The sequence below is a fragment of the Abiotrophia sp. genome (assembly GCF_057275535.1).
In genome coordinates this window covers 1-26,841 of sequence record NZ_DBHIRJ010000010.1, presented here as the reverse complement: position 1 = coordinate 26,841, position 26,841 = coordinate 1, and the positions used below count along the sequence as shown (strand labels likewise).

19 protein-coding genes are annotated in these 26,841 nt (G+C 48.2%); 17 read left to right on the top strand and 2 right to left on the bottom strand.

Going from position 1 to position 26,841, the window contains the following annotated elements:
• Nucleotides 1-19 precede the first annotated feature (19 nt).
• Genes comGC through ACO53F_RS08190 form a run of 5 tightly spaced genes read left to right on the top strand, consistent with a single transcriptional unit; the run spans nucleotide 20 to nucleotide 2,268 of the window.
• Nucleotides 20-358 carry a competence type IV pilus major pilin ComGC gene (comGC, locus tag ACO53F_RS08210; protein ID WP_023391873.1) on the top strand — a complete coding sequence of 113 codons (339 nt, stop codon included), beginning with the start codon at nucleotides 20-22 and terminating at the stop codon, nucleotides 356-358.
• Entirely contained in the window at nucleotides 355-801 is a 447-nt protein-coding gene (gene comGD, locus ACO53F_RS08205; RefSeq protein ID WP_485138042.1) for a competence type IV pilus minor pilin ComGD, read from the top strand. The genes comGC and comGD overlap by 4 nt, the downstream gene beginning before the upstream one ends.
• Entirely contained in the window at nucleotides 788-1,120 is a 333-nt protein-coding gene (locus ACO53F_RS08200) for a hypothetical protein (protein WP_485138041.1), read from the top strand. Before comGD ends, ACO53F_RS08200 begins: the two co-directional genes overlap by 14 nt.
• Complete coding sequence (comGF, locus tag ACO53F_RS08195) at nucleotides 1,101-1,547, top strand: competence type IV pilus minor pilin ComGF (RefSeq protein WP_485138040.1); 447 nt, start codon at nucleotides 1,101-1,103, stop codon at nucleotides 1,545-1,547. The genes ACO53F_RS08200 and comGF overlap by 20 nt, the downstream gene beginning before the upstream one ends.
• A complete protein-coding gene (locus ACO53F_RS08190) occupies nucleotides 1,486-2,268 on the top strand; it encodes a hypothetical protein (RefSeq protein ID WP_485138039.1) in 783 nt (260 codons plus the stop codon). The genes comGF and ACO53F_RS08190 overlap by 62 nt, the downstream gene beginning before the upstream one ends.
• 269 nt (nucleotides 2,269-2,537) lie before the next feature.
• Here ACO53F_RS08190 and gloA read toward each other — a convergent pair whose 3' ends face one another.
• Nucleotides 2,538-2,918 (bottom strand): lactoylglutathione lyase, encoded by a 381-nt coding sequence (gloA, locus tag ACO53F_RS08185; RefSeq protein ID WP_023391878.1) that lies wholly within the window; start codon nucleotides 2,916-2,918, stop codon nucleotides 2,538-2,540.
• A 30-nt stretch (nucleotides 2,919-2,948) separates the two neighbouring features.
• Entirely contained in the window at nucleotides 2,949-3,356 is a 408-nt protein-coding gene (locus ACO53F_RS08180) for a cytidine deaminase (protein ID WP_023391879.1), read from the bottom strand.
• 282 nt (nucleotides 3,357-3,638) lie between these two features.
• On the opposite strand from ACO53F_RS08180, the gene ACO53F_RS08175 reads away from it, so the two are divergent.
• The 12 genes from ACO53F_RS08175 to ACO53F_RS08120 form a co-directional block, all read left to right on the top strand.
• Complete coding sequence (locus tag ACO53F_RS08175) at nucleotides 3,639-5,225, top strand: BglG family transcription antiterminator (RefSeq protein WP_485138038.1); 1,587 nt, start codon at nucleotides 3,639-3,641, stop codon at nucleotides 5,223-5,225.
• Nucleotides 5,209-5,646, top strand: a complete 438-nt coding sequence (locus tag ACO53F_RS08170) for a PTS sugar transporter subunit IIA (protein WP_291431850.1) — start codon at nucleotides 5,209-5,211, stop codon at nucleotides 5,644-5,646. The genes ACO53F_RS08175 and ACO53F_RS08170 overlap by 17 nt, the downstream gene beginning before the upstream one ends.
• Nucleotides 5,643-5,924, top strand: a complete 282-nt coding sequence (locus tag ACO53F_RS08165; RefSeq protein ID WP_485138037.1) for a PTS sugar transporter subunit IIB — start codon at nucleotides 5,643-5,645, stop codon at nucleotides 5,922-5,924. The genes ACO53F_RS08170 and ACO53F_RS08165 overlap by 4 nt, the downstream gene beginning before the upstream one ends.
• A gap of 2 nt (nucleotides 5,925-5,926) precedes the next feature.
• Nucleotides 5,927-7,177 carry a PTS ascorbate transporter subunit IIC gene (ulaA, locus tag ACO53F_RS08160; protein ID WP_298076824.1) on the top strand — a complete coding sequence of 417 codons (1,251 nt, stop codon included), beginning with the start codon at nucleotides 5,927-5,929 and terminating at the stop codon, nucleotides 7,175-7,177.
• Nucleotides 7,178-7,180: 3 nt separating this feature from the next.
• Nucleotides 7,181-7,918 carry an SIS domain-containing protein gene (locus tag ACO53F_RS08155; RefSeq protein WP_485138036.1) on the top strand — a complete coding sequence of 246 codons (738 nt, stop codon included), beginning with the start codon at nucleotides 7,181-7,183 and terminating at the stop codon, nucleotides 7,916-7,918.
• A gap of 298 nt (nucleotides 7,919-8,216) precedes the next feature.
• Nucleotides 8,217-9,506 (top strand): alkaline phosphatase family protein, encoded by a 1,290-nt coding sequence (locus tag ACO53F_RS08150; RefSeq protein ID WP_485138035.1) that lies wholly within the window; start codon nucleotides 8,217-8,219, stop codon nucleotides 9,504-9,506.
• 90 nt (nucleotides 9,507-9,596) lie between these two features.
• Complete coding sequence (gene glgB / locus ACO53F_RS08145) at nucleotides 9,597-11,498, top strand: 1,4-alpha-glucan branching protein GlgB (protein WP_485138034.1); 1,902 nt, start codon at nucleotides 9,597-9,599, stop codon at nucleotides 11,496-11,498.
• Between the two features lie 71 nt (nucleotides 11,499-11,569).
• Nucleotides 11,570-12,721 carry a glucose-1-phosphate adenylyltransferase gene (locus ACO53F_RS08140; RefSeq protein ID WP_485138033.1) on the top strand — a complete coding sequence of 384 codons (1,152 nt, stop codon included), beginning with the start codon at nucleotides 11,570-11,572 and terminating at the stop codon, nucleotides 12,719-12,721.
• Nucleotides 12,705-13,856 (top strand): glucose-1-phosphate adenylyltransferase subunit GlgD, encoded by a 1,152-nt coding sequence (glgD, locus tag ACO53F_RS08135; RefSeq protein ID WP_485138032.1) that lies wholly within the window; start codon nucleotides 12,705-12,707, stop codon nucleotides 13,854-13,856. Before ACO53F_RS08140 ends, glgD begins: the two co-directional genes overlap by 17 nt.
• Nucleotides 13,857-13,866: 10 nt before the next feature.
• Nucleotides 13,867-15,300, top strand: coding sequence for a glycogen synthase GlgA (glgA, locus tag ACO53F_RS08130; protein WP_485138031.1), 1,434 nt, complete (start codon nucleotides 13,867-13,869; stop codon nucleotides 15,298-15,300).
• Nucleotides 15,301-15,379: 79 nt separating this feature from the next.
• Nucleotides 15,380-17,803 carry a glycogen/starch/alpha-glucan phosphorylase gene (locus tag ACO53F_RS08125; RefSeq protein ID WP_485138030.1) on the top strand — a complete coding sequence of 808 codons (2,424 nt, stop codon included), beginning with the start codon at nucleotides 15,380-15,382 and terminating at the stop codon, nucleotides 17,801-17,803.
• A 346-nt stretch (nucleotides 17,804-18,149) separates the two neighbouring features.
• Nucleotides 18,150-26,841: CshA/CshB family fibrillar adhesin-related protein (locus tag ACO53F_RS08120; RefSeq protein ID WP_485138029.1), on the top strand; the 8,692-nt coding region annotated here is incomplete at its 3' end.

The window sequence follows — 26,841 nt, the reverse complement described above, 5'->3', positions numbered from 1 at the left end:
GACAAAAGGAGGTCATAACATGAAAGCAAGGGTGCTGAAGGGTCGGCGGAAGAATGCCTTCACGTTGATCGAAATGTTGATCGTCCTTATTATCGTAGCCCTTCTCATGGCCATTATTATTCCAAACGTGGCCGGTCAGAAGGAAAGAATTGAAAAGCAAGCGCGTCAGAATATGGCGCAAATCATCGAAACCCAGGTCAATACCTATAAATTGGCAGAAAATGATAGCGAGGTAACCGTCAAAGAACTGAAGACTGCTGGCTACTTGACTGATAAGCAGGTAGAGGAAGCCAAGAAGCTCTTGCAGTTGGATGAGAATACGACTATTACCCTGCCAATTAATATTCCTCAACCATGATAGCAAGTCGACCAGATCGCCAGGCTGGCTTTAGCCTCTGGGAGTCGCTCTTGGTCATGGTTATTCTCAGCCTAGTCTTGTGGTGCTTTTCCAGTCTGCCCATGGGCAATTTTCTGGCAGAATGGCGCTGCCGTCTATTCTGCGACCAATTAGCCCAGGCCTTACTGGTCAGCCAGACTCAGGCCATTAGTCGCCACCAGACCTATCGGGTGGTCTTTGAGACGGGTGGCAATCAAGTGCTGATTGAGCCCTTGGGTCAGACCCAGGCGCGACAAGTCTATGCCTTACCCCAAGATTGGCAGTTGCTTACTTTCTTGCAATTTCATTATTTTGGTGATGGACGCACCGAGAAATTCAAGACCGTGACCTTGGTCAATCGGGTGACAGGCCAAAGGCACCATATTCGTTTTCAGTTGGGGAGTGGACGCTTTGAAATGGATTAGTGGTCGCCGCAATTCTAAGGGGACTAGGGGACAAGTTGCCCTGGAAGCTTTGGTGGGCTTCCTCCTCTTGGGGGCCATGATGGCCCTCTACCTTCCAGCCCTGCATCAGGCTTACCAGCGACTTGAGGAGAGTCAAGTGGCTAGTCAGGAGTGGCGGCTCTTTGCCTTGATGGTGGAAGGTTGGATGAGACAAGACCAAGACTGGCTGATCCAGGCCAGACAAGCCCATCCCCAAATGGTTGATTTTGCTTGTCAGGACAAAGACTGTTGGATTGAGTTTGAGCGGGGGAGTCATTACCATGTTCAAGCGACGGACTAGGCAAGGCTTTACCTTAGTGGAATGTCTCTTTAGCCTCTTAATTTTGGCCTTGCTCTTTGAGGCGGCCGTCCTAACCCTGCAGTCCTACCAGCGTTGGATTAAGGCTGCCGAGACCGACCATGGCCTAGAGTGGCAAAACTTCGTCATGGTCTTCGAGGCCGAGCTCAATCACTTTCAAGTCCAGCAAGTAGGTCTGGACTATTTAGACCTGGTGGACAGGCAAGATGACAAGAAGACTTATCGCATTGTTTTGAATAAGCAACGTCTCTATAAGCAAGCTGGCTACCAGCCCTATCTCTATCAAGTAGCGGAGTGGCGGCTGGCACAAACTGGAGAGAGTTTGCGAGTGGAGGTGAGCTTCACCAATGGACAAGTCTACCAAACTTACTTTTGGCTCAGGCCAAGGCAAGATGAAAGTGGGCCCTAGGGGCTTTACCTTTCCCTTGGTGCTAGCCTTCATGCTGATTAGTCAGCTGACCTTAATGGGCGTCCTGTGGCTTTTAGCTGGCCACGCTGCCCATTTACATGAAGTCAGTCGTTACTATCAGGCCAATATTCAATGGTCCATGGTCAAATCCCAACTTAGACGTGACAGAGAACAGCAAGCCATGGCTTTGCTGGTGCAAATCCAAGACCAGGTGCCCTTCCTCCTGGGTCAGGTCTTGGGTCTAAGTGAGCCGAGTGCTATGCGTCAAATTGATGGAGCGCATTACCTGGTTGATTTGACGCAAGGCCCCCACAAAGGGGAAAGAATCTTGGTCCGGGTACGACTGGATCTATCACCCCAGTTAGCGGCCGGCTTAGATAAAAAAGCCTGGCAAGCCTTGGCGGTCTATGAGCCAGGTCCTATGGAGAGGGACTGGCAAAGTGACCTAGCAGCCTTAAAAGAAGTGGCGACTCAGGCAGACCCCAGCTTAAGTCAGGACAATTTTATCAAGGCAGACCAGCAAAAGAGGCAGGGCCACTGGGCGCCGCAGGAGATGGGCGGCCAAGAGTGGCAGTTTACGGATGGTCAAATTGAGCTTGGGCCAGACGGCAAGACCTACCTCAATCGTGTGGGTGATGATTATGTTCGGCAGGAGACCTTTGACTCCTGTCAAGGAAACTATGTGTTGCTGTATGAGTTCCTTCACTATGAGTTAAAATAAAAAAAGACCGCAGTTTAGGCTAGGCCTAGGCTGCGGTCTTTTGGGTGTCAGAACTAGCTTAGCTAGCCAAGGTCACTGTTCACAGCAGGGACCTTCCTATCCACCATCCGGGTGCGGCCTCTTAAGGAGACCTATGATAGGCTGACGATGGCAACCTACCAGGTTGCGCATCGGCTCATCGAGCTCTAAGTATAACATAGGGGAGAGGCTAGCGCAAGGCCAAGTCCCAAAGAAAAAGGCCAGGACAAGTCCTAGCCTTACTCACTCTATTAGTTGTTACGCATAACTTCCAAACGGTAGCCATCTGGGTCTGTCACGAAGAAGTAGCGTGGTGGTTTGCCAGGCAAGCCCTTCATTTCAGTAGTAGCATAGCCTGAAGCCAAGCAACGTTCATGAACAGCTTCCAAGTCATCAACGCCCAAGGCCAAGTGGCTGAAGCCATCGCCGACTGTATATGGACCGTGGTCGTAGTTATAGGTCAATTCCAATTCGAAGTCACTGCCTGGAACCGTTAAGTAAACCAAGTCGAAGCCGTGATCAGGATAGCGGCTCTCGCGACTAAGGGTGAAGTCGAAGAGTTGAGTATAGAATTTAAGGGTTGCTTCCAAGTCTTGGACGCGGATGCAAGCATGGAGTAAAGTTTGTGCCATGGGATACCTCCTAAGTATGATAGTTATAGTTTACATTTTTAAGGACTCAAAAGCGAGTGGAACGATTTGGCTGACCGTGGTCTCGTAAATTTGGCCGTCACGACGGGTCAGATAGACGGGTACATCAGGCCGGCAGAATTCCACTAGGACCTGGCGGCAAATGCAGCAAGGCGGTAAGAAATCCTCTGTATCTCCGGCAACGGCGATGGCCTGGATGGATTTAGGACCATAACCTTGGGTGACAGCCGTGAAGATGGCAGTCCGCTCCGCGCAGTTGGTAGCACCGAAGGAAACATTCTCGACATTGACCCCTTCAATAATTTGGCCATCATCCATTAAAAGGACCGCCCCAACCGGAAAATGAGAATAGGGCGCATAAGCCTTGGGCAGGAGTTGGCGAGCCCGTTCAATCAAGCTTTCTTTGCTATATGTTGCCATGTAAAGTCACCTACTTTTCTTGTGTCTTTCTATTTTACACTAAAAGGACAGAAAAGGAAACGTTTTTAGACAAGATAATAGGTGTTTTTCAAAGCCTATGGCTAGCTTGGGTTTGGTCTCTTACTATGTTATATTATATTTAGAGGTGTTCAGCTTTTTACTTACAAATGACTTCGCTTTTTTGGTATACCTAGTCGATAGAATTTCTGATACGCTATAAGTGTGAGGGTGAGATAAATGAACATGATAGCTAATGATAATAGGTTGCGGCGCCAGGAGATTATGTTACGTTTACTAGATTATGAGACCTTAAGTTACCAAAAACTTTCGGATCAATATTTTGTCTCGCGTAGCAGCTTGTCCAATGACTTCAACCTCATTAAACATTTTTTCCAAAAGGATGGCGCCAGTTTGTCCTTTAATAATTCAGGTACCTTCTTTAGTGGCAGCGAGATTCAGGCTCAGCAGATTTTGAAGCGTCTCATGATTAGTCAGCATCCGCCATTTTATTTAGATGGTTTTGACAGCGCTTTATATAATCGGATTATCTTGTTACTACAGGAATATAGCGACTCTTTACAGCAGCCTATTCCAGGCGACAATATGGCCCAAATCAGCACGACCATTTGTCTCCTAATCGGTCGGGCCAAGGCAGGTCATCACATTCAATTGTTGGATACTAATTACTTGGAGCCTACACGTTATTACCCTCGTTTGTGGGATCTGATTAGCCGGCTAGAAGCAGTCTGCAACCTGGCTTTTAGTGCCAGCGAATTAGTTTATCTAGTGACCATTTTATTAGGGAGTGGCTTTTCTCAGGGCGAGGGTCAGATTCAAGAAGGCTTAAAAAATCAAATTCGTGCGCTCATTCAAGATGTGTCGCTCATTATTAATTTGGATTTGCTGGATGACCATAAGTTGCTGGAAGATATCGCGATTCATATGAATCAGCTCTTCACTCGTCTTCAAGCTAAGATTAGCTTGGTCAATCCGCTGCTAGCCGATATTAAAAGTAACTATCATGCTCTCTTCCAAGATGTCAAGTACCTCCTAACCAACGAGGGAAGTCGCTATGGCTTACCAGCCACATGTCCACTTATATCTGATGACGAGATTGGCTTTCTAGTCTTGCATATCCAGGCAGCCATTGAGCGCAAATTTATCCAGAAAAAGGTGGTGATTGTCTCTCCTAATGGAATTGGTGTAAGCACCTATATTAATGCCAAGATTCAAAGGCTTTTGCCAAACTTGCACGACATACAGATTGTATCCTTGAAGCAATTGGAGAAATTAGAGGTAGAAGATATTTCCTTCATTATCTCGACGGTTCCTATTGAAGGCCTTAAGCGCCCCGTGATTACCATTAGCCCCTTATGTACGGAAGAAGACATGCGGCAAATTATGACGGCCTATGCCGAGGTAGTGGCCCGTCAGTCCGCGCTCAACCAGTACCAAATGATGAATCATGGTAGGGGGCTGATTAATGGCATCTATAAGGGGAATTTCAAGACGCAAGAAGAGGCGCTCAGCTTCTTGTTAGATCAGCAGAAGGACTTGAAGGAGGCCAAGAAGACGCAAGTACTAGCCTCCATACTAGAAAGAGAAGCTCAACAATCCACCTATTTGGATAAGGGGATTGCGATCCCTCACGCTAATCCCCAATTAGTCGAGACTAGCAATATTTCGGTCTTACTCTTAGATAAGCCTATTGCCTGGGGTTATGACAAGGTGGATGTGATCGTCTTGCTTTTGGTAGCAAAAGAAGAAACCTCAAAAGTAGGGGATGTCATGTACTTTATTGTGGAAGGTGTCCGCAATAAACCTTGGTTACTAAAACAATTGGAGAACGACTATGGAATGTGTGAATGAACTACTAGAGAATGCCCAAGTGGTAGAGCGGGTAGAGGATTGGCAGTCAGCCCTTAGGTTGGCGGCACAGCCCCTCCTGCTAAAGGGCAATATTAGCGAGGACTATGTGACCGCCATGATGGATTCGGTCATTCAAAACGGTCCTTATATGGTGATTGGAGACGAATTTGCCTTAATGCATGCAAGACCAGGGGAAGGGGTGAAGCAAATCGGAGTGTCCTTATTAATCGTTAAGCAAGCGGTCGACGTCTGTGGCAAGCCAGCTAAGGTCTTCTTAGTTCTAGCGGCCGTCGATAACACCAGTCATCTGGCTCTCTTGCAGGAACTAATGACCGTGTTCATGGATGAGGACAAATTCCAATTAATTAAGTCAGGGCAATTAGCACAAATCAAAGACAGATTAAAGGAGGAAGTCAAATGAAAATTCTAGCAGTATGTGGATTTGGTGTCGGGAGCTCCTTGGTCTTAAGAATGACCGTCGAAAAAGTAGTCAAAGAACTGGGAATTGATGCGGAGGTCGAAAATACTGACTTATCAACGGCCAAAGCGACGTCAGCGGATGTCTACTTCACCAGTTTTGAATTACAACAAGAATTAGAAAAAACCATTAAAGCTCCTATCTATCCAATTAAGAAATACATGGATGTCAATGAAGTAAGGGAACAATTTAAACGCTACCTAGCATCTAAAGGAGAATAACCATGGATATTATTACGGATAACATATTACGAAATCCCCCTGTATTACTTGGCTTAATCGCCATGTTCGGGCTTTTGGTTCAACACAAGCCTATCTCTGATGTTATCAAGGGGAGTTTGACAGCTGCCTTCGGGATGGTTATCTTGTCGACAGGGGTCAACATGTTGTTGGGTTCTATTGCGCCAATCAATACGGCTGTTCAAACCAGCCTAGGGGTCAGTGTGTCAGAAGGCTTGTCTGATGCTACTTTTACAGCTGAATATGGTGGGACAGTGGGTGTCACTATGTTCGTAGCGCTTGCCCTGCACCTTGCTATTGCCAGATTTACACCGATTAAGACCATTTTCTTAACAGGTAACATGCTCTGGTGGTTCCCATTCGTTATTGTGGCCGGTCTGGTGGAAGCCAAGGTGTCAGGTACTATGTTAATCATTGTGGGGGCCGTCTTATCCGCACTCTACTGGTCATTGGGCCCGTGGATTATACGTCGCTTTGTCTGGGATGCCACAGGGGATGATTCCTTCTTAATCGGGCACCCAACGGGTATCCTCTGTATCATTGCAGGGAGTGTAGCCCGTGTGGTAGGGGACAAGAAGAAATCAACGGAAGATCTTGATCTCCCTGCTGGTCTCTCCTTCTTCCGCGAAATTTCCATCACCGGTGGCTTGGTCATGTTAGTCATGAACCTAATCGTGGGTTGCTTTATCCCAAGTTTAGTGCCAGCTAAGAACAACCTGATTAGCTACTCCATTCAATCTTCCTTAGAGTTTGCCGGTGGGCTTTTGGTCTTACTCTATGGGGTTCGCTTATTGATTAACCAAATCATGCCAGCCTTCCAAGGGATTGCTGAAAAAGTGGTACCTGGTGCCAAAATGGCTTTTGACGTACCAATCTTATTCAACTACCGGCCAAATGCTGTCTTAATCGGTTTTATTATCGCCATGATTAGTTCTACTGCTATGATTCTGATTGTGAACGCGACCAATGTCTTCGGGGTCTTGTTAGTACCGCTAGTCATCACCAGTTTCTTTGAATGTGGTGGGGCGGCCGTCATTGCTGAAGGGCAGGGTGGTCTGCGCGGGGCCATCATTGGGACTGCCGTCGCTGCCGCGGTCATGGTTATCTTGGTGGCCATTTCTGGTACCATGATGTCTACCACCATTCAAAACTGGTTGTTCGTCTTTGGTGGGAACGACCTATCCGTTATGTCTATTATTGGTAAGTTACTGGGGATGCTATTTGGAGGTGCTTAGAAAGTGTTTGCCTATTTCCAAAGAATTAGGGAGATTCTAAGCAAGGTCGAGGAGCAGGAGGCTAAGAGTCTGGCCCAGGCGGTAGAGATTTTGTCAGAGGCAATTAAGAAGAAACAAGCGATTTTCGTCTTTGGTGCTAGCCATGCCGGGATCTTGGCTGAAGAAATGTTCTACCGAGCAGGTGGCTTAGTATCGATCAACCCCATCTTTGGGAGGGAGCTAATGCTAGATACGCGGCCGATTAGTGCCACTAGCCGAATGGAGCGTCTAGCGGGCTATGGCCAGCTATTGGCCAAGAAAACACCCTTTAAGGCGGGTGATCTTCTAATCGTCCATTCGGTCTCGGGGCGAAATCCGGTTGCTGTGGACTTAGCCCTAGCAGCCAAAGAAAAGGGTGTCTATGTCATAGCTTTGACCAATCTCACCTATTCCCTAGCAACTAAGAGTCGCCATCCCAGTGGCCAACGCTTGTGTGATGTGGCAGACCTAGTGCTAGATAATCACGGCCATATTGGCGATGGGGCTTGCCAGCTTCCGGGTATCGAGCAGCCGGTAGGACCTAGTTCAACGGTGATTGGCGCCTGTATTCTTAACCATCTAGTAGTAGAAGTGAGTCGGAACTTAGCCCAATCAGGATTGAGTCCTCTACCTATCTTTTACTCAGCAAATTTGGATGGCGGGGATGACAAGAACCGTCAGATTTATGAGACTTACAGAGAGGCCATTCACTATGACTTGTAGGTCCAGATTTTAAGCAAAATACCCTGACTTCTCTTAAGTGAAGTCAGGGTATTTTGCTTGCTAAAGTGGTCTAAAGTTTCTTGCTTAAAATCAGATGCTCTAGAGTATTTTTTCTTGTTTGGGTGTATAATGAGAATGAGTGCAGCTTAGCTTTTTCATAAAAAAGACGAATGATTACATAAAAATGATGGGGTAACTTATGGCTTTTTGTGGAAAAAGCTGAGTAAGTCTGATAAAATTGAGTAAAATTTAGACTAGGCACAGGATAATCGAAAGACTAGGAACTGGAGCTGGTTATATGGAAAAACGAAAAGTATATTTAATCTCTTTTGACGCATTTGGCTATGAGGATGTTGCCTTTGCGAGTAAATTACCTAACTTTAAGCGTCTCTTAGACAAGGGGACTTGGGTTAAGAAGGTCCAATCGACCTATCCTTCACTGACCTATGTGGCTCACACCAGTATTATGACGGGCTTGTTGCCTCTGCATCACCAAATTGTCAACAATACTAAGATTCAGCCAGAGCGCCACAGTCCTGACTGGCACTGGTATGCCAAGGAAGTCCAAGGCGAAACCCTCTATGATGTCTTCAAGCGGGCCGGCTATAAGACGGCTTCCTTGCTCTGGCCGGTCATGGGGCGCAACAAGTCCATCGACTATAATTTAGCGGAAATTATTCCCAACCGTCCTTGGCAGAATCAGGCAATGGTGTCACTAGCTGCTTCCAGCATTCCTTTCTTGCTCAAAATGGAAGCCCGCCATGGTCACAAACGGGACGGCATTCAGCAACCAGCTCTGGATTATTTCCTAGAAGGAGTCTTGCTAGATACCATTCGTGATTACAATCCCGATTTCGTGACGGCGCACTTCTTGCAGCTGGATAGCATGCGCCACTACTACGGGGTTAATTCGGAACAAGCCAAGCAGGCTATTATCGACTTCGATGGTCGCTTGGGGCGTATTATTCAACTTTTAGAAGACATGGGTCAGTGGGAAGACTGCCTCTTCGTCTTGGTGGGGGACCACTACCAACTTAACACCCATACCTTGGTGCGACCTAACCACCTACTCAGTCGCCAATCGGGTTGGCAAACGCTGGGGCGTGACGGCACCATCAAGTCTTGGCAAGTTTATTGCAAGGGCGCAGATGGCTGTGCCTACATCTATCGCAAGCCGGGCGCTAAGATAACGGTCAAAGAAATTTTAGACACTTTACGGCCCATGATGCCTATGATTGAGACAGTTTACACAGCTCAAGAAGCGGCTGACTTCGGAGCAGACCCTAACTGCCTCTTCATGATTGAAGCCAAAAAAGGCTACTATTTCTTAGATGATTTAGCGGGTGATTTCCAAGAATCAGTGGATAATCCAACTTCGGATGCCAAGCTCCTACATGCCACCCACGGCTATCATCCAGCGCGCAATCACTATGCGACAACGGCCTTTTACCACGGGCCAGATGTTAAGGTTGGGCATGCAGTAGAGTCGGGCAGGTTGATTGATCATGCGCCAACCATTTTATCGGCGCTCAAGCTTAATTTCCATCAATATGTCGACGGTAATGTTTTGTACGATATTTTCAGGTAAATAAAATATCAAATTGTCTAGTCGTATGCGTTTACATGAAACGCTTTCAGTGCTATAATAAATGTATGAAATAACAAAGGGAGGGATAGCATGACTGTCGCAGCATTACAAGAGCAACTTTCGGAACACATCTATCATTTCAACCATGGCAACCATGAAGCAGCCTACCAATTTTTGGGCTGTCACAAGGTGGACCAAGATGGAGTGACGGGTTATCGCTTCGCAATTTGGGCCCCTCATGCCGCCAATGTCTATATTCTAGGTGATTTTAATCACTGGCAGAATGAGCCTCTTAGCCATATTGAAGCTGGGGTTTGGGCAGGCATTATTGAAGGAGCCGAACGGAGTCAGTGTTACAAGGTTGGGATTGACCATGGTAATGGTCATATCGAATATAAGATTGATCCCTTTGGTTTTAACTTTGAGATTGCGCCTAAGGATGCCACGGTTGTCTGGGGCTTGGAAGACTTTGAATGGTCTGACCAGGTCTGGATGAACCAGCAATGGCGTAAAAATAGCGTTCATTCGCCTCTCAACATTTATGAAGTGCACGCCAGTTCTTGGCGTCGCCACCCTGACGGCCGCACCTATACCTTTGCGGAACTGGCAGACAGCCTGATTCCTTATGTTAAGGAAATGGGCTATACCCATATTGAAATGATGCCACTCATGGATCATCCGCTGGATGCTTCTTGGGGTTATCAGATTACCGGTTACTATGCGGTTTGTGGCCGCTACGGGACCTTGGAAGAGTTCAAGGACTTCGTTAACCAAGCCCACCAAGCGGGCATCGGGGTCATCATGGACTGGGTGCCTGGTCACTTCTGTCGTAATGCCAATGCCTTGGCTTACTATGACGGGACGCCAACCTTCGAATATCAAGACGTCAACCGCGCTAACAATGTGGGCTGGGGGACGCTCAACTTCGACTTGGGTAAGAACCAAGTCCAAAGCTTCCTCATTTCTAACGCCATGTTCTGGCTTAAGGAATGTCACTTGGATGGTTTGCGGGTGGATGCCGTGTCCAACATGCTTTACTTGGACTTTGACCAAGGACCTTGGACGCCTAACGAAGACGGCAGCAACCACAACCGCCAAGGGGTGGCCTTCCTCCAAAAACTCAATACCACAATTAAAGATCACCTGCCGCATGTCCTCATGATTGCGGAAGAAAGTACCGACTGGAAGGGCATCACCCATGCTGTTTCAGAAGGGGGCTTGGGCTTTGACTACAAATGGAATATGGGCTGGATGAATGATACCCTGCGTTTCTTCGAGACCGATCCTTACTACCGACCACATAATTTCCGTTTAATTACCTTCGTCTTTATGTACCAATACAATGAACGTTATGTCCTGCCATTTTCTCATGACGAAGTGGTTCATGGTAAGAAGTCGCTCTTAGACAAGATTCCTGGCAGCCGCGAAACCCAGTTTGAGACCTTGCGTCTACTGCATGGTTACATGATGGCCCAGCCTGGTAAGAAGCTGCACTTTATGGGCAACGAGCTAGGCCAATACTTAGAATGGCGTTACTACTCCGAGTTGGAATGGAAGGACTTGAGTTTCGAGTTCAACCGTGAGTACCAACACTATATGAAGACCCTCAATCACATCGGTAAGGACTACAAGGCCCTGCATTATTATGATACTGAGCCAGCAGGTCTGACCGTCCTAGATGCTGACAATGTGGAACAGGCTGTCCTGACCATGATGCGACAGGGTAAGGCCAAGCGTGATTTCTTGATCATCGCCTTGAACTTTATCCCAGTTGAACGTCAGGAATACCGAATTGGGGTGCCTTATAAAGGAGAGTACGAAGTCCTGCTCAACTCACAAATGCAAGAGTTTGGCGGACGGTGGACCGAGAATCTACCGGTCATGAAAACTGAAGAAGTGCCTCATGATGGACAACCATACTCCATTGTCACAATAGTTCCTAGTCTGGGTGTGCTCTATATCAAACCCAAACGTATTTACGGCGCTAAATAAAAGCTAAGAAAGGAGATGAAATTAACTGACTTCTTACGCCGAGTGAGTCAGCTAGTTTCGCATGTGTGTATATGAAACAAGATATGATCGCGATGATTTTAGCCGGTGGTCAAGGGACCCGTCTGGGTGTCTTAACCAAACAAACGGCTAAGCCAGCCGTTCCCTTTGGAGGGAAATACCGCATTATTGACTTTGCTTTAAGTAACTGCGCCAACTCTGGGATTAAGAATATTGGGGTTGTAACCCAGTATCAACCTTTAGAGCTTAACGAACACATTGGAAAAGGGGCAGCCTGGGGCTTAACTAGCCGTTCAGGTGGGGCTACCATCCTCCAACCTTACTCTAGCTCAGATGGCGAAAAATGGTTCAAGGGGACAGCTAACGCTATCTACCAAAACATCAGCTATATTGATTCCTTAGATCCTAAGTATGTCCTCATTCTATCAGGTGACCACATCTACAAGATGGACTATGCAGCCATGTTAGAAGACCACATTAAGAACAAGGCAAGCTTGACCGTTGGGGTTATCCCAGTGCCGATGAAAGAAGCGTCTCGTTTCGGGATTATGAACACAGACCAAAATGGTCGTATCATCGAGTTCGAAGAAAAGCCAGCGCAACCTAAGAGCAACCTAGCATCCATGGGGATCTATATCTTCAATTGGGAAACCTTGCGTCGCTACTTAGTGGAAGACCAAGCTAAGAATCGCGAGATGGAAGACTTCGGTAAGAACGTTATTCCAGCCTACCTTAGCAATGCTGAAAACTGCTTTGCTTACTCATTTGAAGGCTACTGGAAAGACGTGGGTACCATCGAATCTCTCTGGGAAGCTAACATGGAATTCTTGGACCCAGAACATCCACTCAACATTAGTGAGGATACTTGGCGGATTTATACCTCCAACCCTGTGACCCCACCACAATTCTTAACAGAGGACGCGCAAATTAAGCACTCGCTAGTTGTGGATGGCTGTTACATTGCCGGCCAAGTGGACAACTCCCTCTTGTCGCGTGATGTCAAGGTAGGGCCTAATAGCCAGGTTGACCATTCTGTGGTCATGTCCAGTGCCACCATCGGTAAAGGCTGTCGCGTTGAATATGCTATTATCGGTGAACAAGCCGTGATTGCGGACGGGGCAAGTGTCATCGGGACCCCAGACCAAATTGCCACTGTAGGATATGCTGAAGTAGTAGGAGGACCAAAAAATGATGGTGAAGAATAAGTTATGTGCGATTCTCAATTTGACCGAAGATGATCAATTATTAAAACCATTGACCCAAAACCGGCCCATTGCCGCCTTACCATTTGCTGACCGTTATCGGGTGATTGACTTCGCCTTGTCCAGCATTTGCCATGCGGAAATTGATTCAGTAGCCCTCTTCATCGCTGAATCTGGTCGTTCAATCTATGACCACATCCGTTCTGGGGCAGCTTGGGACTTGGATTCTCAAGTATCAGGTGGGATTTTCACCTTCTCTCAACAGAACTGGAAGCTCCGCCACCACCAAGAAAACCTCTACGAAGATTACTACTACAACCATCGGGTCTTCATGTCTCGGGCTAAGGCTGAGTACGTCTTTGTAGCCGGATCTAAGATTATTGCTAACGTGGATATCCGCGGCGTCTTCCGCCACCATGTGGCTGAAGGTAAGGATATTACCCTTATCTTCAAACAATTAGACAAAGAAAAATTAGGCGATCAAAACCCTAAATCTCGTGCCCTTAAATTCGATGCCAACCGCCAAGTCAAGGGATTGGTTGAGTACGGTGATTTAGGGGAGGAAGAGAAGGTAGATGCTTCCCTCAGCATGTACTTCCTCAGTGTTAAGACCCTCAACGATATCATTGACCGGGCGGTTGACGAAGAAATCTACATGGAAGTGGATGAATTGATTCAACACTATCTCTTAGACTACACCGTCAACCCATACAAGTATACAGGCTATATGGCCAACATTGACTCTATTCAACGTTACTACAAGGCTAATATGGACATGTTAGACCGTCAAAACTTCACTTCCTTGTTCTACTCAAGCCAACCAATCTTGACTAAGACCAAGAATGGGGTACCGTCCTACTATGCGCCAAGTTCTGATGTGCGTTCATCCGTGGTGGCCTCTGGTTCTTACCTAGCAGGTAAGGTGGAACGCTCACTCATTTCCCGTAAGGTACATGTATCGGAAGGGGCACGTGTCAAGGAATCCATCATCCTACAAGGAACCAAGATTGGCGATGGGGCACGTGTTGAATACGCCATCCTGGACAAGGGCTGTATCGTTGAACCAGGCGCTCACGTCATTGGGACACCTGACAATGTGGTCGTGATTAGTAAGAACACTGTCATTCCAGCAGAATAAAGGAGCAACTATGAAAGTATTATTTGCTTCCGCAGAAGCGGCACCTTTTTTCAAGACGGGTGGACTAGGCGACGTTGCCTATGCCTTGCCTAAGGAATTAGCTAAACAGGGCGTGGATATTCGGGTGGTCTTGCCTTACTACACCCAAACACCGCAGCAATACAAGGACCAAATCCAAGAAATTGCCCATTTTCGCTTCCAATTAGGCGGTCGGAATGTCTACTGTGGCATTAAGTATTTGGAGATGGATGGGGTTAAGTACTACTTCATCGACAACTTGGCTTACTTTGACCGGCCAGCCCTCTATGGCCAATGGGATGATGGCGAACGTTTCGGCTACTTCTCAACGGCTATTATTGAGATGCTGGAAGTCATTGACTGGATTCCAGACATTATTCACTGTAATGATTGGCATACGGCGATGGTGCCCGTGCTCCTGGTGGACCGTTATCACTGGAAAGACCGCTTGCGTCATATCCGCAAGGTCTTGACCATTCACAACCTACGTTTCCAAGGGATCTATGATCCAGTCATCCTGGGCCAAGTCTTCGGGACCGGCTATAATGTCTATACCGAAGATGGGGTTAAGTACTATGACCGGGTCAACTATCTCAAGGGCGGCATTAACTTTTCTGACCGGATTACTACGGTTAGTCCAACTTATGCCCATGAGATTACTACCCAGGCCTTTGGTGAGAACCTAGAAGGGGTCCTCAAGTACAACGAATGGAAATTAAGTGGGATTATTAACGGTATTGACTATGACCTCAATAACCCTGAGACAGATCCACTCATTCCTCATCACTTTAATGTCTCTGACTTAAGTGGTAAGGCAGCTAACAAGGCGGCCTTACAAGAACGCTTAGGCTTGCCGGTCAATCCAGATGTGGCCATGATTGGTATGGTCTCTCGCTTGACCGACCAGAAGGGCTTCCAGTTAGTGGAAGAACGCATGGAAGAATTACTACAGGCAGAAGTTCAGGTAGTCCTCTTAGGGACTGGGGAGCCGCAATTCGAGCACTCCTTCCGTTACTTCGAGTCACGTTATCCTGACAAGATGAAGAGTCTCATTACCTTTGACTTGGGGCTAGCCCAACAAATCTATGCCAGCTGTGACTTCTTCTTGATGCCAAGTGCCTTCGAGCCTTGCGGTCTGTCACAACTTATGGCCATGCGCTATGGGACCTTGCCAATTGTCCATGAGACAGGGGGCTTGCGTGACACCGTTCAACCTTATAACCAATACACTGGGGAGGGGACAGGTTATTCCTTCAATCGTTTCGACGGTTGGACTATGCTCCAAACCATCTACTATGCGCTAGATGTCTACTATAACCGGCCTGGCGCTCACAAGCAATTGGTAGAGCAGGCCATGACCCGAGACTTCTCTTGGACCGGGCCAACCCAAGAATACCTAGCCCTCTACCATTCGCTAGTTCAATAATAGTTAGCTCAGAAGAGACCAAGCCTTATGCTTGTGTCTCTTTCTTGGGCTTATGCCCTACTGATTAAGGAGGAAATCAATGAAGGTCGATGCATTCAAAGACGCCTATAAGAAGAAGTTTGAAGACATGTTCGCCGTGCCTTATACCTCTGGTAGCACCACCGAACAATTCCAAGCCTTAGGCCAATTATTACGCTCTATCTATACTGACAAATGGGTCCACTACAACCAAGGAAAACTGGATAGTAAGCAGAAGCAAGTCTTCTACTTCTCCATGGAGTTCTTGCCAGGTCGTCAGCTCAAACGCTATTTACTTAATTTAGACTTGTTAGACACGGCTCGGACGGCCCTAGAAGAATTGGGCCTAGACTTTGAAGCCGTAGCGGCTGCGGAAGTCGATCCAGCCCTGGGGAACGGAGGCTTGGGTCGTTTGGCTTCTTGCTTCATGGATTCCATGGCGGCCACCGGCGTGCCAGGTAATGGTTGCGGTATTCGCTACCGTTATGGGCTCTTCAAGCAAAAATTCATCGATGGTTACCAAATTGAATTGCCAGAAAACTGGTTGCGTAACCCTAACTCCTGGGAAGTCCGCAAGGAATCCAAGTCCGTTATTGTTCGCTTTGGCGGCAATGTCTGGTTGGAACCTAATAAATTTGGGGACTTGAAGCCAGTCTATGAAAATACTTTTGATGTTTTGGCGGTGCCTTACGATACACCACAAATCGGCTATCGTAACGATGTGGTCAATAACCTACGTCTCTTCACGGCCGAAATTCCGCCAGGCCACGAGTCTTATTTCACGACCCCTGAGCAACGCAAGGAAATTCAAGAGATCACGGAAGTGCTCTATCCGGATGACTCTAACTACGAAGGCCGTCTCTTGCGTCTTAAGCAAGAATACTTCATGTGCTCAGCCGGGATTCAAAGTATTGTCCGCTACTTCAAGACCCTCGGCTTGCCTTGGAGCGTTTTCCCAGATAAGGTGGCTATCCACATTAACGATACCCACCCAACCCTCTGTATTCCAGAATTGATGCGGATTCTGGTCGATGAAGAGAGCCTGACTTGGGGGCAAGCTTGGAACATCGTTAAGAAATCAACTTCCTACACCAACCACACTATCTTGGCGGAAGCCATGGAACGTTGGCCAATCTACATGATTGAAGGCCTCTTGCCACGGATTATGCAGATTATCTATGAAATCAACCGCCGTCACTTGGTTAACAAGACAGCCCTCTACGGGGCGGAACTAGCCCACCGTACAGCACCAATCGACGGGGACCAAGTGCTCATGGCTAACCTGGCCATTATTGCCAGCCACAGTGTTAACGGGGTAGCCAAGCTTCATACCGAGATTTTGGAACACTACACCTTGCGGGATTTCAAGACAATCTATCCATTCCGCTTCAACAACAAGACCAATGGGGTGACTCACCGCCGTTGGGTCCAGCTAGCCAATGAAGGCCTCAGCAAGGTCCTCGACCAATACATTGGCAACCGCTGGCGCTTCAAGCCACGGGAAATGAACATTCTCCAAGCCTTCCGTGACAATGGTGAGGTATTAGAAAAACTACAAGAAGTCAAGCTATCCAACAAGGAACGCTTTGCTCGTTTCGTTAAGGAAGAGATGAAGCTAGACATTGATCCGACTGCCTTATTCGACGTGCAAATCAAGCGACTCCATGCCTACAAGCGCCAACTCCTGCAAGTCATGCATATTGTAGATCGCTACTTGACTCTCAAGGAGAATCCTAAGGCTGACTTTGCTAAACGGGTCTTCATTTTCGGGGCCAAGGCGGCACCAAGCTACCACTATGCCAAGTCTGTCATCAAGATTATTAATGAGTTGGCTAATTTGGTCAACAATGACCCAGCCATTGGGGATAAGATCAAGATTGTCTTCGTCGAAAACTATGGGGTTTCCCTAGCCGAATTGATTATTCCTGCTGCTAACTTATCGGAACAAATTTCCTTGGCGGGTAAGGAAGCGTCCGGGACTTCTAACATGAAGTTAATGGCTAACGGGGCCTTAACCATGGCGACCTTGGACGGTGCCAACGTTGAAATCTATGACCTAGTCGGTGACGATAACATCTTCCTCTTTGGCATGACGGCCGACGAGGTCCAACAATTGCGTGAGGCTAATAACTACTACTCACGGGGCATCTATGAGGAAAATCCACAGATTAAGCGTGTGCTCAATGCCTTCATTGACGGAACTATCCCTAATATCGAAGCCGAAGGGCGCGAGATCTTCGATTCCTTGGTCCTCTACAACGATGAATACTTCCTCTTGCAAGACTACCCAAGCTTCTATGAAGCGCAAATAGCTGCTGACAAGCTCTATCAAGAGCCTAAGGAATGGGCAAAACGTGCCCTGACCAACATTGCCTATTCCGGCAAATTCTCGTCAGATTACACCATCTTGCGTTACGCCGAAAGCATCTGGAATGTGTCGCCTGAGACCAATTTACTTGGCGAAGGCTTCAGCAATCTAGACTAAGAAGACGAAAGACCGAGACTGGATCTCGGTCTTTTTGTGTCTTTTGACCAGTGAAAAAGCCAAAGCTTGCGATAGTAAGAGGCTAATTGTCGTGGATTATATGTGAAATTTAGATATTTTTTACTGAATCTTCGCTATAGAAATTATCTATAATCTTGGGGCGTAAATACAAAAAAAGTGATGCATTTTAGTTCCGGCTGTATTATAATTATCTACGTGACAAAATCGGTCCCTAACCCTAATGGAAACACTTTTCCAAATCAGTTTTCTTCTCCAGAGAAAGTGCAAAACATACTGATGACAATAGACCTGTTTTGATACCAAAAGATTGGAAGGACGAATGTGAATGTTCAGTAAACGTAATAAGCTGATGAACGAACAACGTAAAGGCGAAAAAATCACCCGCTACGGGATTAAGAAGTATAGCTTTGGTGCGGCTTCTGTTGCGGTAGCTTTCGGGATTTATTTTGCTAACGGTCCTGTGGTAACGGCGCAAGAAGTGTCCAATGCCACCAGTACCGAGGCTAGCCTAGAAGTGCCAGCCACATCAGCCAGTGAAGTAGCCAGTGCTGAGACGCTAGCGCCAGAAAGCCAGGTAGCTGAGTCGAGCGCTAGTCAAAGCTCAGAAGTTGAGTCAGCAACTAGCCAAGAAGAAAAAGAAAGCCAAGCTAGTCAAGAAGTAGATAAGAAGGCAGAAGAAGTAGCTGACCCAACTGCAAATGCCGAAAGTCCAGCTGAGGCTAACAAACCAGCCAGACGGACTCCGGGTTATGCGGTCAAGCCAGTGCCTAAGCCAAGTACAGCTTCTATGCCACGAGCTACTAACCAAGGTCAACCCATCCCTCAAGGGACAGGTTTCCGTGATAGCGGGGCAACGGGTATTACCCCTGGGACTGGTCCTGCAGGGGCGGATGACGCGACCTCTGTGCCACGCGTAGCCAAACCAACCTGGGAAGAGTCCGAGCGCAAGAAGAGCGTTCAATTAGCCAAGCAAATTACCTGGCTTGATTTCTCCGACAATGCTAGTTGGAAGAATTTGGACGCTAGTGGCGGCCTTCAAGTAGGGACCATCTATAAGAAAGAAATCTCACCTGGTTATGAAGTGACCTTGACCGTCACCGAGCTAAAGCCCTTTAACTCTACCGAAATCTATAAGAAACGGGTGGAAGGGACGGCCTCTGCCGGGACCTACAATCCAGATGCCAAGAACGATTTCCTAAAATCAGCGCCACAATATGGACGCGTAGCACCTTCTGTCAAGGGGGCTATTCAAAACCAATGGACAACCATCCAGGGCCAAGGCTTTAATACCCAGGGACGCAAGACTCAGATTGTCTTACCAGAAAACTCCACCAACTGGGGAGTAAAGTTCAATATTGAAGCGACCTACCGTGGCAAACAGGTTAAGCCATCGGTTGTTATGGCCGATGGGGAAGATGCTAACCCTGGTGAATTTGCGATCTTCACGACCAACGGGGCTGGCTGGGAATACCTAGGTGAATGGAAAAATGGAACAGCTGCCAAAGAGCCTTATACTGTCATCACCAAGAAAATGGTAGAGGATGATAATAAGCGCCGAAACCTCTTAATTCTACGCGATAAGAGCGTAGACTGGGATAAATACCTAAGTCCAGATACAGTGACAGGTGGTTTAGGCACCCAAGTCTTTGGGCCTAACCTCTCCAACCAACGTACGGTACCAGTCGTGATGACGCGTGGGGCTTCAGAAGTTGGTTTCTATGTGGCCTCTTCCGGCCAACAAGCCATGATGATGGGCTTCTTAGTAGTCGATGGTAGTGATGCTCCAGACAGTTATGGCGAAGCCTTCCATACGGTTTCATCACGGGATTCTTTGACCAATGCCACCATTAACCAACCATACTTGGGAACAACGCCTGCCGATATTGACGTTGATACGGCCAATGATTGGACCTTTGACGATCGTAAGGAATTAGCGGACGAGGGGGCTAGCCAGTTATTGACGGATGAGCAATTGGCTAACTCTAATGACCTACTTGATCTAAGCAAGGCTCAAAATGGGACCTACAAACTCAAGATTAAGGCCAGTCCTAATGGGAATCCACAGGCACATGTTAAGGCCTGGATTGACTTCAACCAGAATGGGATTTTTGAAGACAATGAAGGTAGTGTCATCAAGACCATTACAGCAGCTGGCGACCATACCTTGAGCTTTAATGCTATCCCAGGTTTATCAGGGGGGACCGTTAACCAGTTAGGGATGCGGCTTCGGATTGCAACCAATGCAGGTGATATTGATAAACCAACGGGCTTTGCCTTCAGTGGGGAAGTCGAAGACATGCTCCTGCACCGTATCTATCCACCTCAAGGTGAAAAGCAAAGCTCGGATGGTTTTACCGGCCAAACTCAGACAGCCAGCCTCCACTTTACCCCTAAGGGGACAGACCGCTCAGACGACACAATTAAGACGGTCATGAGTACGCAAGCACCTCAAGTCTTGGATAATCAAGGCAATGTGCTGACTCCAACTAATGGCAATACTTATGTGCGACCTGAAGGGACTTACGTGGTCACCCACAATGGCAGTGATGTCCAAGTGACCTTTACGCCGACTGCTGATTTTTCAGGAACAGCCGATGGTATTAATATTCGTTGGAAGGATAGCAACGGTAGCTCGACTAATTGGCAGTCTAGTGATGCAGCAGATCCAAATAAGAATGACATTCTCAACAATATGGACGGCCGTTATGTGCCAACCGTTCGGAAAATTCCAAACTATGAGTCAAATGGCCTCCAAGGCTTGGAACAAAATAAAACCCTAGTCTTTAACGATGATGATGCGAATGCGGCAGTCGTCACACCAGATGCGACTCGTCCTGCTAGCTTTGTAGATGCTAGTGGTCAGCCTCTAGTAGGCAATTCGGTGCCTGCCATGGCCAATGGTCAGCAAGTGGGGACCTATGAATTGGATCCAAACACTGGTCAAGTGACCTTCAAGCCTAACAAGAGCTTTTTTGGGACACCTGATCCAGTGGTCGTTCAAGTCATGGACGCGGATGGCAAAGCCCACCGAGCACGTTACCAGCCAACGGTGACTAAGGTAACGCCAACTAGCACCAACGACAGCTCAACTGGTCTGCAAGGTCAAGCACAGTCTGGCAAGCCAACCTTTACAGCGGGAGATCCTGCGGTTCCGCTTGATGATAGCAAGCCAATGACCTTCGAAGACGGTCAGCCAACTAAGACCGTGCAAGGTGTCGGGGTCTACACCATCAACTCAGATGGCTCCATTACTTTCACGCCTGAGAAACAATATGTCGGGACCCCAGCTCCAGTAACCGTCAAACGTGTGGATGTGAACGGGACCGAAGTGACGGCTACTTATACGCCAACGGTGACCAAAGTAACCCCAACAAGCACCAATGCGACCTCGGAAGGCCTACAAGGTCAGCCGCAAAAGGGCAAGCCAACATTCACCGAGGGTGATCCATTAGTGCCGCTTGATGATGCCAAGCCAATGACCTTCGAGGATGGCACAAGTACTAAGAAAGTTCCAAATGTTGGGACCTACGTCATTGAATCAGATGGGACGATTACCTTCACACCAGAGAAACAGTATGTTGGGACCCCAGATCCTGTAGTTGTAAAACGTGTTGACAAGAATGGGACTGAAGTGACTGCGAAGTACACACCAACCGTAACTAAGGTAACGCCAACTAGTACTGATGCCACATCGAACGGTGTTCAAGGCCAACCACAAACAGGGACACCAGTCTTCACACCAGGTGATGATGCTGTGCCAATCGACTTGGATAGTCCAATGACTTTTGAAGATGGCCAGCCAACTAAGACGGTGCCAGGTGTCGGGGTCTATACCATCAACCCAGATGGTTCTGTCACCTTTACACCAGACAAACAATATGTTGGGACACCAGCGCCAGTCACTGTTAAACGCGTCGATAAGAACGGGACGGAAGTGACTGCTAAGTACACGCCAACTGTAACTAAAGTAACCCCAACAAGCACTGATGCCACTTCGAACGGTGTTCAAGGCGTTCCACAAACAGGGACCCCTGTTTTCACGCCAGGTGACTCAGCAGTGCCGATTGATTTGGACAGCCCAATGACCTTTGAAGACGGACAGCCAACTAAGACCGTGCAAGGTGTTGGTGTCTACACCATTAACCCAGATGGTACCATCACCTTCACACCAGAGAAACAATATGTTGGGACGCCAGATCCAGTAGTTGTAAAACGTGTTGACAAGAATGGGACTGAAGTGACTGCGAAGTACACGCCAACCGTAACGAAAGTGACGCCAACTAGCACTGATGCCACATCGAACGGTGTTCAAGGCCAACCACAAACAGGGACGCCAGTCTTCACACCAGGTGACGATGCTGTACCAATCGACTTGGATAGTCCAATGACCTTTGAAGATGGGCAGCCAACTAAGACTGTGCCTGGTGTCGGTGTTTACTCCATCAACCCAGATGGTACCATCACTTTCACACCGGACAAGCAATATGTTGGGACCCCAGCTCCTGTAGTCGTAAAACGTGTGGACAAGAATGGGACGGAAGTGACCGCTCAATACACGCCAACGGTAACGAAAGTGACTCCAACAAGCACCAACGCAGAGTCGACTGGCGTTCAAGGCCAGCCACAAAAGGGCAAGCCAACATTCACCGAAGGTGATCCGTTGGTGCCGCTGGACGATACTAAACCGATGACTTTCGAAGACGGTTCAAGCACCAAGAAAGTTCCAAATGTTGGGACCTACGTCATTGAATCAGATGGGACGATTACCTTCACGCCAGACAAGCAATACGTTGGAACACCAGATCCTGTAGTTGTAAAACGTGTTGACAAGAATGGGACTGAAGTGAATGCGAAGTACACGCCAACTGTAACTAAAGTAACCCCAACAAGCACTGATGCCACTTCGAACGGTGTTCAAGGTCAGCCACAAAAGGGCACACCAACTTTCACCGAGGGTGATCCATTGGTGCCACTTGATGACACCAAACCAATGACCTTCGAAGATGGTTCAAGCACTAAGAAGGTACCGAATGTCGGGACCTATGTCATTGAGTCTGATGGATCTATTACCTTCACACCAGAGAAACAATATGTTGGGACGCCAGATCCAGTAGTCGTAAAACGTGTGGACAAGAACGGTACTGAAGTTACCGCTAAGTACACGCCAACCGTAACAAAAGTGACGCCAACCAGCACTGATGCCACATCAAACGGCGTTCAGGGTGTTCCACAAACAGGGACCCCAGTCTTCACACCAGGTGACTCAGCCGTGCCAATCGATTTAGATAGTCCAATGACTTTTGAAGATGGCCAAGCAACTAAGACGGTGCCGGGTGTCGGTGTTTACTCCATCAACCCAGATGGTTCCATCACCTTCACACCAGAGAAACAATATGTTGGGACGCCAGATCCAGTTGTGGTCAAACGTGTGGACAAGAACGGGACTGAAGTGACCGCTCAATACACGCCAACTGTGACCAAAGTGACGCCAACAAGTACCAACGCAGAGTCAACTGGAGTTCAAGGCCAGCCACAAAAGGGCAAGCCAACATTCACCGAAGGTGATCCGTTGGTACCACTTGATGACGCTAAGCCAATGACCTTCGAGGATGGCTCAAGCACCAAGAAGGTGCCAAATGTTGGGACCTATGTCATTGAATCAGATGGTACGATTACCTTCACGCCAGAGAAACAATATGTTGGAACACCAGACCCAGTTGTAGTCAAACGCGTTGACAAGAACGGTACTGAAGTGACCGCGAAGTACACGCCAACTGTGACCAAGGTCACACCAACAAGTACTGATGCCACATCGAACGGTGTTCAGGGTGTTCCACAAACAGGGACCCCAGTCTTCACGCCAGGTGACTCAGCCGTGCCAATTGATTTGGACAGCCCAATGACCTTTGAAGACGGACAGCCAACCAAGACGGTGCCAGGTGTCGGTGTTTACTCCATCAACCCAGATGGTTCCATCACTTTCACACCGGACAAGCAATATGTTGGGACGCCAGCTCCTGTAGTCGTAAAACGTGTGGACAAGAACGGTACGGAAGTGACCGCGAAGTACACGCCAACTGTGACCAAAGTGACGCCAACAAGCACTGACGCCACATCGAACGGTGTTCAAGGCCAACCACAAAAGGGCACGCCAACTTTCACCGAGGGTGATCCATTAGTGCCGCTTGATGATACCAAGCCAATGACCTTTGAGGATGGCTCAAGTACCAAGAAAGTGCCAAATGTCGGGACCTATGTCATTGAGTCAGATGGCTCTATTACCTTCACACCAGAGAAACAATATGTGGGAACACCAGATCCTGTAGTCGTAAAACGTGTGGATAAGAACGGGACGGAAGTGACCGCTAAGTACACGCCAACGGTAACGAAAGTGACTCCAACAAGCACTGACGCCACATCGAACGGTGTTCAGGGTGTTCCACAAACAGGGACCCCAGTCTTCACGCCAGGTGACTCAGCCGTGCCAATCGACTTGGATAGCCCAATGACTTTTGACGATGGTCAGCCAACCAAGACAGTGCCAGGTGTTGGTGTCTATACCATCAACCCAGATGGTTCGATTACTTTCACACCAGACAAGCAATATGTCGGAACACCGGCCCCAGTTACTGTTAAACGTGTTGACAAGAACGGTACGGAAGTGACGGCTCAATATACGCCAACTGTGACCAAGGTAACGCCAACAAGCACTGACGCTACATCAAACGGCGTTCAGGGCATTCCTCAAACCGGTACCCCAGTCTTTACACCTGGCGATCCAGCAGTACCAATCGACTTGGATAGCCCAATGACCTTCGAAGACGGTCAACCTACTAAGACTGTACCTGGTGTAGGTGAATACTCCATTAACCCAGATGGCTCTGTCACCTTTACCCCAGACAAGCAATATGTCGGGACACCAGCTCCAGTCACTGTTAAGCGTGTTGACAAGAACGGAACGGAAGTGACGGCTCAATATACGCCAACTGTGACCAAGGTGACGCCAACAAGTACTGACGCTACATCGAACGGCGTTCAAGGCCAACCACAAAAGGGCACACCAACTTTCACCGAAGGTGATCCATTAGTACCACTTGATGATGCTAAGCCAATGACCTTTGAGGATGGCTCAAGCACCAAGACTGTACCAAACGTTGGTGTCTACACCATCAACCCAGATGGTTCCATTACCTTTACCCCAGACAAGCAGTATGTTGGGACACCAGCCCCAGTCACCCTTAAACGTGTCGATAAGAACGGTACGGAAGTCACCGCAACATACACACCGACGGTGACTAAGGTAACGCCAACCAGCAGCCCGGCTACTTCAACTGGTCCGCAAGGTCTGGCCCAAACCGGCAACCCAGTCTTTACCCCAGGGGATCCGGCTGTGCCGATTGATCTGGATAGTCCAATGACTTTTGAAGATGGTAAGACCACGAAGTCCGTCCCAGGCGTAGGTGAATATGCTATCAACTCAGATGGCACCATTACCTTCACGCCAGATAAACAATATGTCGGAACTCCTGCGGCAGTAGTCGTCAAACGTGTCGATAAAAATGGTACGGAAGTGACCGCAACTTATACGCCGACGGTGACCAAGGTAACGCCAACTTCTGAGGATGTCAGCTCAACTGGCCTTCAAGGTCAACCACAAACCGGTACGCCAACTTTCACCCCAGGTAACCCTGAAGTGCCAATGGATGACACGGTGCCAATGACCTTCGAAGATGGTTCAAGTACTAAGTCAGTTTCGGGTGTGGGTGTTTACACCATCAACCCAGATGGTTCCATCACTTTCACACCAGACAAACAATTTGTAGGCAAACCAGATCCTGTAAGAGTCAAACGTGTTGATAAGAACGGCACCCCAGTGACCGCTGACTACCAAGTAGAAGTGACGCGCGTCACCCCAACCAGCACGCCAGCTACTTCGACCGGTCTACAAGGTCAACCACAAACTGGCAGTCCAGTCTTCAAAGAAGGGGCGCCAGAAGTCCCAATGGATGACACCGTTCCAATGACCTTCGAAGATGGTTCTACGACTAAGTCAGTCCCAGGTGTGGGTGACTACTCTATCAACCCAGATGGCTCTATCACCTTCACGCCAGACAAACAATACGTAGGGACACCAGACCCAGTAACAGTGAAACGTGTAGATAAGAATGGTACGCCAGTCACCGCAACTTACACGCCAACTGTGACTAAGGTAACCCCAACCAGCACGCCAGCGACTTCAACAGGCGCTCAAGGCTTACCTCAATCAGGCAGCCCAGTCTTCACCCCAGGTGATCCAGCAGTTCCAATGGATGACACAGTGCCAATGACCTTTGAAGATGGCTCAAGCACTAAATCAGTCCCAGGCGTAGGTGAATACTCTATCAACCCAGATGGTTCTATTACCTTCACTCCTGAAAAACAATTCGTTGGGACGCCAGACCCAGTAACAGTGAAACGTGTCGACAAGAACGGTACGCCAGTCACCGCAACTTACACGCCAACTGTGACCAAGGTAACGCCAACCAGCACGCCAGCGACTTCAACTGGTCTGCAAGGTCAACCACAATCAGGCAGTCCAGTCTTCACGCCTGGTAACCCTGAAGTGCCAATGGATGACACCGTGCCAATGACCTTCGAAGATGGTTCTACGACTAAGTCAGTGCCAGGTGTAGGTGACTACTCTATCAACCCAGATGGCTCTATCACCTTCACGCCAGACAAACAATTCGTGGGCAGTCCAGATCCAGTGACAGTTAAACGTGTCGATAAGAACGGTACGCCAGTCACCGCGACTTACACCCCAACTGTGACCAAGGTAACGCCAACTAGCACGCCAGCCACTTCAACTGGTGCGCAAGGTTACAAACAATCTGGTAAGCCAGTCTTCACGCCAGGTGCTTCTGCTGTGCCAATGGATGATACGGTGCCAATGACCTTCGAAGACGGCACCACCACTAAGACCGTCATCGGCGAAGGGGTCTACACCATCCAAGCAGATGGTTCCATCGAGTTTGTGC

Bases quoted from the DNA above. Each gene is read 5' to 3' on its own strand.
- comGD (WP_485138042.1), top strand. From the start codon at position 355: ATGATAGCAAGTCGACCAGATCGCCAGGCTGGCTTTAGCCTCTGGGAG.
- ACO53F_RS08150 (WP_485138035.1), top strand. From the start codon at position 8,217: ATGGAAAAACGAAAAGTATATTTAATCTCTTTTGACGCATTTGGCTAT.
- ACO53F_RS08165 (WP_485138037.1), top strand. From the start codon at position 5,643: ATGAAAATTCTAGCAGTATGTGGATTTGGTGTCGGGAGCTCCTTGGTC.
- ACO53F_RS08175 (WP_485138038.1), top strand. From the start codon at position 3,639: ATGTTACGTTTACTAGATTATGAGACCTTAAGTTACCAAAAACTTTCG.
- ulaA (WP_298076824.1), top strand. From the start codon at position 5,927: ATGGATATTATTACGGATAACATATTACGAAATCCCCCTGTATTACTT.
- glgB (WP_485138034.1), top strand. From the start codon at position 9,597: ATGACTGTCGCAGCATTACAAGAGCAACTTTCGGAACACATCTATCAT.
- ACO53F_RS08170 (WP_291431850.1), top strand. From the start codon at position 5,209: ATGGAATGTGTGAATGAACTACTAGAGAATGCCCAAGTGGTAGAGCGG.
- ACO53F_RS08180 (WP_023391879.1), bottom strand. From the start codon at position 3,356: ATGGCAACATATAGCAAAGAAAGCTTGATTGAACGGGCTCGCCAACTC.
- ACO53F_RS08125 (WP_485138030.1), top strand. From the start codon at position 15,380: ATGAAGGTCGATGCATTCAAAGACGCCTATAAGAAGAAGTTTGAAGAC.
- ACO53F_RS08140 (WP_485138033.1), top strand. From the start codon at position 11,570: ATGAAACAAGATATGATCGCGATGATTTTAGCCGGTGGTCAAGGGACC.
- ACO53F_RS08190 (WP_485138039.1), top strand. From the start codon at position 1,486: ATGGACAAGTCTACCAAACTTACTTTTGGCTCAGGCCAAGGCAAGATG.
- gloA (WP_023391878.1), bottom strand. From the start codon at position 2,918: ATGGCACAAACTTTACTCCATGCTTGCATCCGCGTCCAAGACTTGGAA.
- glgD (WP_485138032.1), top strand. From the start codon at position 12,705: ATGATGGTGAAGAATAAGTTATGTGCGATTCTCAATTTGACCGAAGAT.
- glgA (WP_485138031.1), top strand. From the start codon at position 13,867: ATGAAAGTATTATTTGCTTCCGCAGAAGCGGCACCTTTTTTCAAGACG.
- comGF (WP_485138040.1), top strand. From the start codon at position 1,101: ATGTTCAAGCGACGGACTAGGCAAGGCTTTACCTTAGTGGAATGTCTC.
- comGC (WP_023391873.1), top strand. From the start codon at position 20: ATGAAAGCAAGGGTGCTGAAGGGTCGGCGGAAGAATGCCTTCACGTTG.